Below are 12,569 nucleotides of genomic sequence, written 5' to 3' on the forward strand. Positions count from 1 at the left end.
TCAGGAGGCCAGGGATTGGAGTTCCGTTAAGGTTGTCACAACGACCTGCTTTTTATCCAGATTAGCACGGGTAGCACGGGCATAATTCTTCGAGCACTTCTCCCACAGGCCGAGCCATTGCGCAAGACCATGTCGTTCAATTAATGCAGAGATTAGTGTTTGTTCTTCGGGAATAACCAAGTCTGGCAGTATACCTTGCCCAGCTGTCTTGGTTAAACGTGCAAGCCACCAAAGATAAAGTTCCATACCCGTTTTGAACGCGAGCGGATCAGAGCTGGAAAGTTTATCCGCAAAGGAATAGAGCTTTACCATATCCAAATTTGGTAAGGTAGAAAGCAACGAGATCATTTCTCTGTAAAGGTCAAGGCCGCCACTTTTCCAGAGATCCAGTGCTTTTCCGATCGAGCCTTCTGACAGTTTGGCGAGCTGGGTGACGTCACCGTCCGATAGTTCAGGAACTTTGTTTTTGAGTAACGTTATAACTGTATCTTCGTTCAACGCCGTAAGCGGAAGATGACAGCACCTGGAATGGATCGTTTGTAGAATTTGTCCGGGAAGATGGGATATGAGCAACAGTACAGTTTTTTCCGGCGGTTCTTCCAGAACCTTGAGAAGTGCATTTGCTGCATTGGTATTCATTTCTTCAACAGCATCTACAATGACAATACGCCAGCCACCTTCGATTGATGTCTTGTGTGAAAAATTAACAATTTTGCGAACCTCATCGACTGGGATTGTCGTTCGCATCTTGCCCTTTTCATCCGGACTTAATTCCAGTGTGACGAGATCACCATGGGCCCCGGCCGCAATTCTTTTTGCGACAGGATTATCAATACCAATATCCAGTGTTGTTGGTGGAGTGCTATCCCCAAACAGGCTGCTGCCTTCACCTTCGTTGATTTGATTCATCAAGAAGCGGGCAAAACGATAAGCGAGTGTTGCTTTGCCAATACCTTTGGGACCTGTCAGCATCCATGCATGCGGAAGTTTACCGGAATTAAATCCCCTTAGAAGAGTTTCTTCAGCATTTGTGTGACCAACCAGGTTTTGCGTTAATCTGGGATGATCAATGAGGTCGGGTTCTGGTTGTGCTTTCTTCCGGGTTGCTTTAGCCATCAAAAGATCCGGTAAATTTATTGGTGACAGCTTCCCATATGGATCTTTCTACGTCATCCAGTGATTGTGTGGCATCTATGACGACGCAGCGATCAGGGGCTTCTTTTGCAATTGACAAAAATCCTTCACGCATACGCTCGTGAAAAGATGTTTCCATTCCCTCAAAGCGATTTTCGCCGAGATCATGCCCGCGTGTGCGGCCAAGACCAACAGAAACAGGCAGATCCAGTATCAATGTCAGATCAGGTTGAAAATCGCCCAAAACCCAATCGTGAAGATCGGTAACTTTTTTTGCTCCCAAGCCGTGCCCTATCCCTTGATAGGCGACAGAGGAATCTGCAAAACGGTCACAGATTACCCATTCCCCTTTTTCAAGGGCAGGCTTAATCACCTTTTCAACATGTTCCTGTCGGGCCGCAAACATTAAAAGAGCTTCTGTTTTTGGTGTCCACCGCGATGCATCACCACGAACCAGCAAGTCACGAATAAGTTCGGCACCCGGCGTTCCTCCGGGTTCTCTGGTACAGGTGTTTTTGTAACCGTATATATCAAGACGTTGGGATAAGCGTTTGATTTGCGTGCTTTTCCCTGCCCCTTCTCCACCTTCAAGGGATATAAAAAAACCTTTGGGCATGGGGGTTATGATTTTCCAAAAATCAGATAATTGAGGGCAGAAACAATACGACTAAAGCCGCCTTCTCTCTCTACTGAATTTGCGGCAACAAGCGGAATTTCAACTGTATCAATATCCGGTGCCTCGATCGTCAATGTTCCAAGTCTTTCCCCTTTTTCGATAGGGGTCTGGATCGGACCAACATAATTGACTGTGGCCGTCATTTTATTTTTTGCGTTTCGCGGTAGAGTTAAGAGAAGATCCTCTTCGGGAACCAGATCAATGGTCTTTTCTGTGCCGAGCCAGACATCGGCTGTATCTACTGTTTCACCAGCTTTGAAGAGTTCAAAATTATCAAACTCCCTAAAGGCCCAGGAAACCAGCCGTGCAGACTCTTCTGCACGTTCCTTGGCGCTTCCCATACCATTCAAAACCATAATAATACGGCGATCACCTTGCTTGGCGGATGCAGTCAAACCATAGCCGGCCTCTTCTGTGTGACCGGTTTTAAGGCCGTCGGCCCCAAGGTTTTTATAGAGTAACGGGTTTCTGTTGCCTTGTGTAATACCGGACCAGGTAAAGGATTTTTCTGAATAGACATCATAAAATTCAGGGAAGTCTGTGATAATACGATCAGCCAGGATTGCCAGATCTTTTGCCGTCATTCTTTGCCCTGGATCGGGCCATCCTGTTGCATTGGCAAAGGTACTGTTTTCCATGCCAAGCTCGCGCGCCTTTGCCGTCATCTCCAGCGCGAAGTTTTCTTCGGAACCGCCGAGACCTTCTGCGACTACAATACAGGCATCATTTCCTGATTGAACAATAATGCCGCGCAACAAGTCATGAATAGAAACTTCTTTGCCGACTTCGACAAACATTTTTGATCCACCTTTGCGCCAGGCTTTTTCGCTGACAGGCAATTTATCATCCAGTGAAAGTCGACCATCCTTTAGGCGTTCAAACACCATATATGCCGTCATGATCTTACTCATGGAAGCCGGAGGCATAGACACTTCGGCGTCTTTGTTAATCAGGACCGTTTTTGTCGTATAGTCGATCAGGTAGGCTTCTCGTGCGGATGTCTCAATAGCAAACGCGGATTGAGTAATCGCCATGAGGCATGCGCCACCAAATAAAATTGATTTTAGAGAAGATCCAATTTTTGAATTCATTTTGTTTTGCAATGATCTGACCTGAGTGTCTTAGAGTTTTCTATTTATGTAAACTGTTACGCTTAGTTAGATGAGTACTGGGGCTTTGTGGAGAAAGTATGTCATTCTGCCAATAGATACGGCTGTAAAGTCAATCAACCACAACACGTGCATCATTATAACCATTGTCGTGAAGTATTTTTAAGAGTTCATCAGCTTCTTGAACGTTGGTTAACGGGCCAAGTCGTACGCGATAAAAGGTTCGTTCCCCTACAGCTGCATCGGCTACCTGAGCTGTCCCAAGCGGGGATAAACGAGCACGAAGTCGGTTTGCATTATGAACCTGTAAAAAAGAGCCAGCCTGTACATAGATACTAGTTGGTGCAACAGGCGTCTGGGACACGACGCCATCGGTAAAATTTGCAACAGGTTCAACCTTTGCTGTCTGAATTGGTTGTGAGGGTTCCGTTGCCGCAGAAGACGTCGCTGGCGCATCCAGCGGTTCCGCTGTTACAGTCTCTGTCGGGGCCGCGAGTGTTGTGTTTTCGTTTGAAGCGACCTGTGGCGTATAGTCTTTCCCCTGTGCCTGAGCAGCCAGTTGCCTACTCTCTTCCTCTAGTATCTCAACTTTTACTTTTGCTGTCCCTTGAAGTTCGAAACCCAAAAGCTGTGCTGCACGGCGAGAGACATCAATAATGCGGTTGTTCGAGAACGGTCCACGATCATTAATGCGTAACTTAATAGAACGTCCGTTTCCAAGATTTGTAACGCGAACAAGTGATGGCATGGGGAGTGTTCTATGAGCTGCGGTAAGCGCATATTGATCGTAAATTTCGCCATTCGCAGTTTGTTTGCCATCAAAACCGGGGCCATACCAAGATGCTATTCCCGTTTCGCTGTAACCGTAATCTACAGCCGGATAGTACCAAATTTTTTTGACCTGATAGGGGGATCCCACTTTATAACGGCCAATAGTTTTTGGGGTATCACTACGTGTGATTGTTTTGGTGGCATGGGAAGCAAGTTCTATTTCTGCACACCCGCTTAAGCCCAGGCCGATTACAGTAAGACATGCTGCAATTTTTGGAAATTTATTCAAACTCATTAAGACCCCCATACAAATACTGAAAAAGATTGTATGCTTCTATCGAAGTCTTATCAATCTTATCTAGTGTGATCCCTGTGATTAATTTATTCAACGCTTTGGGTTTCATCTTATTTTAATCGTTTCAGGATTTTCTTAACTTCAAAAGAAGTGCTTCATCGGGGTATCCATCGCCGGGTAAGCCGACTTTCTTTTGAAAGTTACGGATGCCCTCACGTGTTTTCCTGCCGATTATTCCATCGGCTTTGCCTACATCGTAGCCAAGGTTTGCAAGAAGAGTTTGGATTTCTTCAATTTCCGTTCGATGCAAGGGACGTTCATTTACCGGGCGTGGTGACATGAGCGGAGATTTCCCAGCAATGCGATCTGATAGATGGCCGACCGCAAGGGCATAAAGAATGGATCTGTTCCAGTTCAGGATTTTACGGAAGTTATTGTAAACCAGAAATGCTGGCCCTTTATGTCCAGAGGGAAGGATTAAGGATGCTTCCAGATCAAGCGCAGGTAACTTATTGCCGGTTATTTTTCTAACCCCGGCCTGTTGCCACTCGATCAGGGTTTTCCTGGTATCAAGCCCGACCAAATCCCAGTCGAAATCCTGTGGAAGCTGAACTTCTCTGCCCCAGGTATATTCGTCATCCCAACCAATTTGCCCCAGATAGTTGGCTGCTGATCCAAAAACATCTGGAAGGCTGTGCCAGATATCCTTGCGGCCATCACCATTTTCATCAACGGCATAAAGGTTGTACGTTGAGGGAATAAATTGAAGGTGCCCCATGGCCCCTGCCCACGACCCCTGCATTTTTTCCGGTGTGATATGACCATCATCTATAATACGTAAGGCTTCAAGGAGCTGGGTTCTGAAGAAATCACTGCGTCGGGTGTCGTAGGCTAGTGTTGCATCTGCAGCAATGACCGAAAATCCACCCGTGTGTTGGCCAAAATTACTTTCCAGTCCCCAGAACGCGAGCAGGAACCGGCTTTGAACACCATATTTCTTGCTGATGTTATCCAGTAATTCTTTATGAGTTTGCTGAAGTTGTTGTGCTTTTTTGATACGTTGGCTGTTTACAGCCCGATCAAGATAGCTCCAGAAAGTGCGGGTAAATTCAGGTTGTCTGCGGTCATATTCAATAATCTTGGGGATCGGTTGAATATTTTTAAAGCTTCGGGTCAGGGTTTGTTCTGAGATTCCTTTGCTTCTTGCTTCAATTTTGAATTCGTTAAGCCACTGTTCAAAAGGTATTTGTGATACGGCCTGTTCCGGTGTGCCTTCGGCAGTCTGGGCATGTACTGACGAGATTATGAATGAAGTAGAAATTACTGCTGAAAAAAGGTAACTACAGAACTTAATTTGTGGACTAATTTTACCATTTTTTTTTGATTTATCATTTGTCTGTAATTTACTGGTTCTGCGCAATGAAAAAAACAAGATAAGCTCCGAATCGCGAAAGATAGTCTCAAATAAATTTAAGAGAACATTATCCGAAATATCGCGATGAAGGCCACCTTGTTTACAATTATATTTCTCTCAATATTTGTTTTGGGATTTATTTGGGGGTTATATTTGTTTGTGAAAGACACGGCAATTGGACGTCCCCTGACCTTTGAACAGATAAATTCTATTCTTCTCTGCTAGCTTTTTAGGATCATGGAGCATGTTGCTTTGGTATAAAGCTGCTCCGTATTTTCTACCATCAACGACAGCTATATATTGCATTGATTTGACCTGTTTAAAGCGGCCTCGTCGACAAGCTTTACTCAAGCCAGGATCCTTTGTGAATATTTCTGATAGAGGATCTTTGGTGCTGTATATTAACCTGCTGCCCAAATAGCGTTCTTTTTTTAACTGCTGGCTTGGCAATCCAGGCTTAAGCAGAGGTTTACGTGTAATATTATTCGGGGTCAGGTAACCATTCTGTGCAACACTACTGTAAATAGGTTGAACAAAGGCTATCGAAAAGATTGCTGTTACGAACAGTTTTTTTGCTTTTCCCGGCATACCGCTACTTTACATTACTTAATCAGGCATTTTTAATTTATAAAAATCAATATAACTGTTAAAAGAAAACGTAGGGTTAACATCTTGTTTTGATTTTTATGAGATCTTACGGGTTAATTATATTATTGATTTATTTAAGGATCTCGCTTGGGCATGATCAAAAATTTGTTAGATAAGCTTTTTGGCAAGAAAGAAGTGCGTCGTGAGGGACGTGAATTTGGAGCCGTGGGGACGGTTACCATCCACGATGTTGGATATTCCTTGGATAACTGGAGCTCTAGTGGGTTTGCGGTCACAGGTTATGATGGACCATTATTACGCGGAGATCATATCGATATCTTCTTTTCTCTGGAACTTGATGGCGGTAAGCTCGAATTTAACTGTAAATCTATTATTGTCAGAATTGAACCTGACAAAGAAACACTTGCTGGTGTTTTTGTGGAAATGGCCCCCGAGACACGAATTCTTATTGCTAATTATTTTGATAGCTAAGATACACGAGCCAGCGTATTCTTATTAAGAGCAAATCTAAGTTGCAGGTAAATTATATAAAAAGGTCACTTCATGTCTGATGAAGAAGTTATGAACAACGATGATGTTGATGACATGTTCGATTCTCCTCCGGACGAACCGGAAAGTCCAGCGGTGGATTCATCTGAAATAGATGAAAACATTCCTGCGGTTCATGGGGTCGGTTTAGAGGTATCCGCGATACTGGGAACTGCACAGATGCCCGTAAGTCAACTGTTGAAGATGGGGCGTGGCGCGGTCGTTGAGCTGGATAAATATATTGGGGATACAATTGATATCTCTATCAATGATCAAATGATTGCACGCGGCGAAGTTATGATCAAAGAAGACCGATTGTGTGTCGAAATCATAGAAATGATTAAAAGAACAGGTGATTAACCGATAATTGCATATGTTTTGTGCTGAGAAATGTGAAGGAGCTGTGTGGCTCCTTTTTTCATTTTTAAAAGAAAAAACAAAAAATGTCATTTTTTCTGCTCTAAGCATTTGACACTACGTTCAAATGGAGATATTTCAAAGCCCGTCCGAACAAGAATGCAGATTTTAATTCTCTGATCGGTAATATGGAAGGATGGCAGAGCGGTTGAATGCACTGGTCTTGAAAACCAGCAAGGGTGCAAGCCCTTCCAGGGTTCGAATCCCTGTCCTTCCGCCATTATTCAAATAGTGAGCCGTTGATGAATATCCGGCTCACTATTTTTTTATATGTGTCTCAATTGCTGATGTTCATTAAGAGATCTTGTTTAAAGAGCAAGTTTAAAGAGTGCATCATTTAACTTTTGTTTTAGCTCAACATTTGTAAGCTGATTGTTGGTTCTGTCAAAATTATCTTCAAAACTTGGAATTGAAAGAGCCGCTTTTAAATCTGCGCCAAAGAAAGGTGCAGATGTTTCTGCTGACTTTAGAACACTGCCCGCTCCGCCTTGTCCGGTTGACGTTGATAGAAATAATGACGGTTTGTTTTGAAAAACCTTAACGTCTATCCTTGAAGCCCAATCAAACAGGTTCTTGTATGCGGCTGTATAGGAACCGTTATGTTCAGCAAAAGAGATAATCAGGCCGTCTGACTCTTTGATCTTGTTATAAAAATCATGCGCAAGCTGTGGTTGACCAAGTTCTTCTTCTCTATCCGTGCTGAACAAGGGCAGTTCGTAATCATTAATATCAATAACTTCGACGGTTACATCGTCTCGTAACTCTTTCAGTTGCTCTCCTGCGTAGGTAACGAGTGTCTTATTAATTGATTTTCTACTGCTACTGGCTGCAAATGCGAGTATTTTCATTGTAACGTCCTACTCTTGTTACTTGGGTTATTCGGTTCTGTTCAAAAAATATGTGTTCTAAAATAAGTTTTTTAGCCTTGAATTTGAGATATATTGTTCTATAAATAGGACAATGGTGATAATGAGGGGCTCTAACGTGATTAATTTGAACGATATGGTATTGTTTGCAAAAGTTGCTGAACTGGAAGGTATCTCTGCTGCAGCCCGTATATTGAACATACCCAAATCACGCGTTAGTCGCCGTATATCGACCTTGGAAAATGATTTGGGTGTTCGATTAATTGAACGTACAACCCGTGCCATTCAACTCACTGAAATGGGGACTATTTTTCTGCATCACTGTCGGCGTATCGTCGAGGAATCTGAAAGTGCTGTCGAGAGCATGAATAATATGCGGGAAACACCCCGGGGAAATCTGAGAGTAAGTGTTTCTTTTGCGATTGGGCAGTATCTTGTTGCGCCATATCTTGGTGAATTTGCAAAACTATATCCTGATATAAAAATTAACCTTGATCTAAGTAATCGTCACGTTGATTTGATTACAGAAGGTTATGATTTGGTGATCCGGGTTGGCGAGCAAGAGGATTCAAGCTTGATGACAAAACGCATCGGTCAAGCGAGGGCCAAGCTATGTGCAGCACCCGATTATTTGGAAAAGTATGGTTCTCTCAGCTCTTTGGAAGAACTGTCTCGTCATAAACTATTGATGATGAGCGACAGTTTTGACCTGAAACAATTTATTTTTGAGAACAAATCGGGTGAATTGCGTTCTGTGGATGTCATGCCAAATGATACCGTTAATGATTTCACAGCATTGCGTTCTATGGTCGAAGATGGTTGCGGGATTTCACTTATGCCTGAATATATTATCCGTGACGCTATTCAGAATGGCCGTCTTGTACAGGTTTTACCTGATTGGCAGAGTAAGGTTATCAGCTATTATATTCTTTATCCCAGCCGAAAAGGCCTGACTAAAAAAGCCAGAGCCTGGATCGATTTTTTTGAACAGAAATTCAAAATGAATACACGGGTATAATTGTTAATCTCGCAAGGATCGAGATATTGAAGTGTATGTTAAGAAAGATTTTGAACCTGCTTCAGGAAAGTCGCAAGAACAGATATCGCCATGCCCATATCATCTGACGAAGCAAACTCTTCTGGTTTGTGACTGACGCCATCGCGGCAGCGCACAAAAAGCATGGATATGGGGCATAAATCTGCTATTGCCGAAGCATCGTGTGTTGCTCCCGAAGGCAAAGATATTGCCCGCCCGCCAAAAGAAAGAATTGATTTTTCAAGGATGACTGACATGGTTTTATCACATGGTTGTGCCATCTGTTCGTAGGTTAATGAACAAGAAATGTTCAAACCTGTTCCGGCAGCAATTTTCTTGGCAAAATCATGCAGGTGTTCTCCTGCACTTTGTCGCTTGTCGTCATTTGGCGATCTAAATTCAGCGGTCATACGGACTTCACGCGGTACAGCATTAACCACATTCGGTTCGAGAGAGAGTGAACCCACAGTGGAACGTAAATCTGTTTCTTCCTGTCCCATCCTATTGACTTCGGTAATTATTGATGCTGCTCCGACCAAGGCATCTCGACGACCAGACATAGGCAAGGTTCCTGCGTGTCCGGTTTCTCCCTTTATAACGATTTGATGCCGTTCAATACCGCAAATAGCTGTAACGACACCGACGGCTTCATCTGATTCTTCCAGAATTGGGCCCTGCTCTATATGGGTTTCCAAAAAACCAATTATGTCATTGGGGGAGCGTTTGATATGGCTAATCTGATCTGGCCGGAGGCCAAATTGTGTCAGAGCTTGTTTTAAAGATATTCCATCGGAATCCACCATTGATAAAACGGATGAATCATAAGTGCCTGCTAATGCTCTTGAACCGATCAGGGCTGTTGGAAACCGAACTCCTTCTTCATCAGCAAAGGCAAGAATTTCTACGCTGAAGGGGAGCTTGTAACTTTCTTCTTTGAGCTTTTCCAGGGCCATGATGGGTAATATAACCCCCATAATTCCATCATACCCCCCACCTTGGCGGACAGAATCTTGATGCGATCCCATCATAAATGTTTTTGAATCTGGTGGTCCCTCTAATCTTCCAATTAACGTGCCTGCATTATCAAGAGATACCGACAAACCTGCATTCAACATAACCTTTTGCAAAAGCGCCAGTGCCTGTTTGTGTTCAGGCGAGAAAGGAAGACGGGTCACCCCGGGACCTTTTTCTGTATATGTTGATAATTCTTTTAATAGCTTTTCGGCACGACGGCCCCAATCAATCAAGAGTACGTTCCTTGTCATTTAGTATGGGTACTTGTTTTGCCCAGTTTGCATAGTCTCCTGTTGTTGCTTTTTTGTGTAGCTCTATCAAGGCGGTAACAGGATCATTCGGGTGATAATCTATACGTAATGTTAAGGGAGGATTATTGGGGTGCAGAACCAGTAAAGCGGCAGATAAAAGCCCGCGATAGTCTCCCCCCTCTTTCACTGCTGCGTGTAAGGTATTTAGTAAACGCTGATCAAATGGTTTATCTGATTGCTCAAAACTTAGTGCCATTGCGTCAAGGACGTTAATATTGGCCAACATGTTGCCGGATACAATACCATTTCCAAACACAAGGCTCCCTTTTCCCTGTTCGTTTAAATCACCAGTAAAAGCGCCTGTTTGCCCCGATAGATCAAGTGCAGTCAATTGTCGATAATCGCGTCCTGAATCTGTTGACGTTATTTGTTTGACAGCTTGTGTTGCGCCAGTGCCACGGAGCATTTCAATAAGAACATCTTCCCCCCAAAATGTGGATGGTGCAGCACCTTGGCTTGCCGACATTCCAGCATGTAAATCACCGCGTAAAACCCACCCACCGACACATAGTGAACCCGTAGCTGCTGCACCGCCAATTGCCCCTGTTTCAGGATCGAGTGCGAGTATTGAAAAGGTCATGTCATTCCATCAATCATAGATCGTAAAGTATCTTGCTTCATTATGTTATTTATCATGATAAATTGACCAGTGCAATTTATCATGATAAATAATGAGCGTCATAACAACAGGGAAATGAACCCAACAGGGAGAAATACAATGACGTTTACGACCTGGACTCGCCGGGGATTTTTGGCAGCCGCCGCAAGCACGATGCTTGTTTTTGGTTCTGTCACTTCCTCTGCAGTTGCTGAAACGCCACCCGGCGTATTAATTGTTGGCCAAATTGCCGAGCCAAAATCTCTTGACCCTGCAGCAGTGACTGCAGTGAATGATTTTAGAATTCTTGTTAATTTGTACGAGGGTTTGACCAGATATAAATCTGGTACGTTGGAAGTGGAACCTTCACTGGCAACCAAATGGACGATTAGTGATGACGGTACCGAATACACTTTTACTTTACGTGAAGGCGTTACTTTTCATGATGGCACGCCATTCAATGCCGAAGCTGTGAAGTTTAACTTTGATAGAATGCTGGATGAAAAGCATCCTTATCATGACACCGGACCTTTCCCGCTTGCGTTCTTTTTTGGCGCCGTTGAATCAACAGATGTTGTTGATGAAATGACAGTTAAGTTCAAATTAAATGCTCCTTATGCTCCATTCTTGTCTAATTTGGCTTATCCGACGGGTCTTATTGTTTCCCCTGCTGCTGTAAAGGCGCAAAAAAAGGAATTTGGTCGTAGTCCTGTGGGAACCGGCCCTTTCAAATTTGCGGAATGGCGTTCTAATGAGGCCGTTGTTGTTGAACGCAATAACGAATACTGGGGAGAAAAAGCAGGCTCTGATGCTGTTGTTTTTCGACCGATTACAGATGCAAATACCCGTGTGGCCGAAATGTTGGCCGGGGGCATCGATTTGATGGTTGAAGTTCCGCCAACATCTTTGGGACAATTTGCAGGAGATAACTTTACGGTGACTGAGCAAGCTGGACCGCACGTCTGGTTTTTGATCCTTAACGCAAAGGAAGGCCCCTTTGCAGATAAAAAAGTTCGGCAGGCTGCCAACTATGCAATTAATAAAGAAGCCATTGTTAATGATGTGCTTGAAGGAACGGCAACTGTAGCTGCAGGACCTACCCCCCCTGCCTTCGCATGGGCGTATAATGAAGCATTGGATCCCTACCCTTATGACCCTGAAAAAGCCAAGGCGCTGATTGCCGAAGCTGGTGTCGAAGGTGCCGAATTGACCTTTTATGTTACCGAAGGTGGTTCAGGCATGCTGGAGCCAGTTCCAATGGGAACCGCAATCCAGGCTGATCTTGAAGCTGTGGGGTTTGATGTGAAAATTGAAACCTATGAATGGAACACCTTCTTGGGTGAAGTAAATCCCGGTCTTGAAGGAAAGGCAGATATGGCAGAAATGGCCTGGATGACTAATGATCCGGATACTCTTCCCTATCTTGCCCTTCGCTCAAAAGCCTGGCCTTCAGAAGGTGGTTTTAATTCGGGGTATTACGCAAATGAGAAGGTCGATGAACTGCTTGAATCTGCTCGTACTGCGACTGACCTTGAAGAGCGTGCCCGTCTATATCGCGAGATGCAGACAATTGTTCAAGAAGATGCCCCTTGGGTGTTTGTTGCGAACTGGAAACAGAATGCTGTTACCAGCGACCGGGTAAAGAACTTTGGCCTGGAACCTTCGTTCCTGCTTCATTTGCAGGGCGTTGTTAAAAAATAACCTTCAAGGTTTTCCTTAAAACCAATACCCTCGGATAACTTTATCCGAGGGTATTTAAACGCAGCATTACGAACAAAATACCCCTTTCCA

13 protein-coding genes and 1 tRNA gene are annotated in these 12,569 nt (G+C 43.9%); 5 read left to right on the forward strand and 9 right to left on the reverse strand.

The window, feature by feature from the left end; all coding sequences use genetic code 11:
• From WH95_RS18760 to WH95_RS18785, 6 genes are all read right to left on the reverse strand, one after another.
• A complete protein-coding gene (locus WH95_RS18760) occupies positions 1-1,116 on the reverse strand; it encodes a DNA polymerase III subunit delta' (protein WP_046509934.1) in 1,116 nt (371 codons plus the stop codon).
• The gene (tmk, locus tag WH95_RS18765; protein ID WP_046509935.1) at positions 1,109-1,750 is read right to left on the reverse strand and encodes a dTMP kinase; all 642 of its coding nucleotides are present in this window, start codon (positions 1,748-1,750) and stop codon (positions 1,109-1,111) included. The genes WH95_RS18760 and tmk overlap by 8 nt, the downstream gene beginning before the upstream one ends.
• A gap of 5 nt (positions 1,751-1,755) precedes the next feature.
• The gene (locus WH95_RS18770) at positions 1,756-2,844 is read right to left on the reverse strand and encodes a D-alanyl-D-alanine carboxypeptidase family protein (protein WP_218044531.1); all 1,089 of its coding nucleotides are present in this window, start codon (positions 2,842-2,844) and stop codon (positions 1,756-1,758) included.
• A 187-nt stretch (positions 2,845-3,031) separates the two neighbouring features.
• Positions 3,032-3,985: a septal ring lytic transglycosylase RlpA family protein gene (locus WH95_RS18775; protein WP_052742156.1), complete on the reverse strand. Its 954-nt coding sequence runs from the start codon at positions 3,983-3,985 to the stop codon at positions 3,032-3,034.
• A 124-nt stretch (positions 3,986-4,109) separates the two neighbouring features.
• A complete protein-coding gene (locus WH95_RS18780) occupies positions 4,110-5,417 on the reverse strand; it encodes a lytic murein transglycosylase (RefSeq protein WP_218044532.1) in 1,308 nt (435 codons plus the stop codon).
• Between the two features lie 129 nt (positions 5,418-5,546).
• On the reverse strand, positions 5,547-5,987 hold the full coding sequence (locus WH95_RS18785; protein WP_046509937.1) for a hypothetical protein: 441 nt from the start codon (positions 5,985-5,987) through the stop codon (positions 5,547-5,549).
• A 153-nt stretch (positions 5,988-6,140) separates the two neighbouring features.
• On the opposite strand from WH95_RS18785, the gene WH95_RS18790 reads away from it, so the two are divergent.
• The 3 genes from WH95_RS18790 (at position 6,141) to WH95_RS18800 (ending at position 7,173) form a co-directional block, all read left to right on the forward strand.
• A complete protein-coding gene (locus WH95_RS18790; RefSeq protein ID WP_046509938.1) occupies positions 6,141-6,479 on the forward strand; it encodes a PilZ domain-containing protein in 339 nt (112 codons plus the stop codon).
• 72 nt (positions 6,480-6,551) lie between these two features.
• Entirely contained in the window at positions 6,552-6,896 is a 345-nt protein-coding gene (locus WH95_RS18795; RefSeq protein ID WP_046509939.1) for a FliM/FliN family flagellar motor switch protein, read from the forward strand.
• A 187-nt stretch (positions 6,897-7,083) separates the two neighbouring features.
• Positions 7,084-7,173: transfer RNA gene (locus WH95_RS18800), tRNA-Ser, on the forward strand.
• Positions 7,174-7,261: 88 nt separating this feature from the next.
• On the opposite strand, the gene WH95_RS18805 is transcribed toward WH95_RS18800, so the two are convergent.
• Positions 7,262-7,801: an NADPH-dependent FMN reductase gene (locus WH95_RS18805; protein ID WP_046509940.1), complete on the reverse strand. Its 540-nt coding sequence runs from the start codon at positions 7,799-7,801 to the stop codon at positions 7,262-7,264.
• A 136-nt stretch (positions 7,802-7,937) separates the two neighbouring features.
• Here WH95_RS18805 and WH95_RS18810 point away from each other — a divergent pair, with 136 nt between their 5' ends.
• Entirely contained in the window at positions 7,938-8,837 is a 900-nt protein-coding gene (locus WH95_RS18810; RefSeq protein WP_046509941.1) for a LysR family transcriptional regulator, read from the forward strand.
• A 38-nt stretch (positions 8,838-8,875) separates the two neighbouring features.
• On the opposite strand, the gene WH95_RS18815 is transcribed toward WH95_RS18810, so the two are convergent.
• Both WH95_RS18815 and WH95_RS18820 read right to left on the reverse strand, forming a co-directional pair.
• On the reverse strand, positions 8,876-10,120 hold the full coding sequence (locus WH95_RS18815) for a M20 family metallo-hydrolase (protein WP_046509942.1): 1,245 nt from the start codon (positions 10,118-10,120) through the stop codon (positions 8,876-8,878).
• Positions 10,095-10,760, reverse strand: coding sequence for a DUF1028 domain-containing protein (locus WH95_RS18820; RefSeq protein ID WP_046509943.1), 666 nt, complete (start codon positions 10,758-10,760; stop codon positions 10,095-10,097). The genes WH95_RS18815 and WH95_RS18820 overlap by 26 nt, the downstream gene beginning before the upstream one ends.
• Positions 10,761-10,898: 138 nt before the next feature.
• Between WH95_RS18820 and WH95_RS18825 the strand changes: the two genes are divergently transcribed.
• Positions 10,899-12,479, forward strand: a complete 1,581-nt coding sequence (locus WH95_RS18825) for an ABC transporter substrate-binding protein (RefSeq protein WP_046509945.1) — start codon at positions 10,899-10,901, stop codon at positions 12,477-12,479.
• Positions 12,480-12,569 lie beyond the last annotated feature (90 nt).

Origin of the sequence: Kiloniella litopenaei (assembly GCF_000982415.1) — a bacterium.
GTDB classification, from domain to species: Bacteria; Pseudomonadota; Alphaproteobacteria; order Kiloniellales; family Kiloniellaceae; genus Kiloniella; species Kiloniella litopenaei.

What these genes read in the sequence shown, in the direction of transcription:
- WH95_RS18785 (WP_046509937.1), bottom strand. Translation starts at nt 5,987, where the DNA reads ATGCCGGGAAAAGCAAAAAAACTGTTCGTAACAGCAATCTTTTCGATA.
- WH95_RS18805 (WP_046509940.1), bottom strand. Translation starts at nt 7,801, where the DNA reads ATGAAAATACTCGCATTTGCAGCCAGTAGCAGTAGAAAATCAATTAAT.
- WH95_RS18775 (WP_052742156.1), bottom strand. Translation starts at nt 3,985, where the DNA reads ATGAGTTTGAATAAATTTCCAAAAATTGCAGCATGTCTTACTGTAATC.
- WH95_RS18815 (WP_046509942.1), bottom strand. Translation starts at nt 10,120, where the DNA reads ATGACAAGGAACGTACTCTTGATTGATTGGGGCCGTCGTGCCGAAAAG.
- tmk (WP_046509935.1), bottom strand. Translation starts at nt 1,750, where the DNA reads ATGCCCAAAGGTTTTTTTATATCCCTTGAAGGTGGAGAAGGGGCAGGG.
- WH95_RS18760 (WP_046509934.1), bottom strand. Translation starts at nt 1,116, where the DNA reads ATGGCTAAAGCAACCCGGAAGAAAGCACAACCAGAACCCGACCTCATT.
- WH95_RS18770 (WP_218044531.1), bottom strand. Translation starts at nt 2,844, where the DNA reads ATGGCGATTACTCAATCCGCGTTTGCTATTGAGACATCCGCACGAGAA.
- WH95_RS18820 (WP_046509943.1), bottom strand. Translation starts at nt 10,760, where the DNA reads ATGACCTTTTCAATACTCGCACTCGATCCTGAAACAGGGGCAATTGGC.
- WH95_RS18825 (WP_046509945.1), top strand. Translation starts at nt 10,899, where the DNA reads ATGACGTTTACGACCTGGACTCGCCGGGGATTTTTGGCAGCCGCCGCA.
- WH95_RS18795 (WP_046509939.1), top strand. Translation starts at nt 6,552, where the DNA reads ATGTCTGATGAAGAAGTTATGAACAACGATGATGTTGATGACATGTTC.
- WH95_RS18790 (WP_046509938.1), top strand. Translation starts at nt 6,141, where the DNA reads ATGATCAAAAATTTGTTAGATAAGCTTTTTGGCAAGAAAGAAGTGCGT.